1 protein-coding gene is annotated in these 257 nt (G+C 60.3%); it reads right to left on the bottom strand.

Going from position 1 to position 257, the window contains the following annotated elements:
- On the bottom strand, positions 1 to 257 hold a 257-nt coding region (locus tag OH705_RS27950; RefSeq protein ID WP_267303526.1), incomplete at both ends, for an efflux RND transporter permease subunit.

A 257-nucleotide genomic window follows, 5' to 3' on the forward strand; every position in this document is an offset into this window, starting at 1 on the left:
GATCACCACGATCGCGTCGTCGACCACGATGCCGATGGCCAGCACCAGCGCGAACATCGTCAGCTGGTTGATGGTGAAGCCGATTACGCTCAGGCCCCAGAACGTGCCCAGCAGGGCGACCGGGATGACCAGGGTGGGGATGATGGTGGCGCGGAAGTTCTGCAGGAACACCAGCATCACCAGGAACACCAGGATCACCGCTTCGATCAGCGTCTTGACCACTTCCTCGATCGAGATCTTCACGAACGTGGTGGTGT

The organism is Pseudomonas sp. BJa3 (genome assembly GCF_026343815.1).
Classification (GTDB): domain Bacteria; phylum Pseudomonadota; class Gammaproteobacteria; order Pseudomonadales; family Pseudomonadaceae; genus Aquipseudomonas; species Aquipseudomonas soli.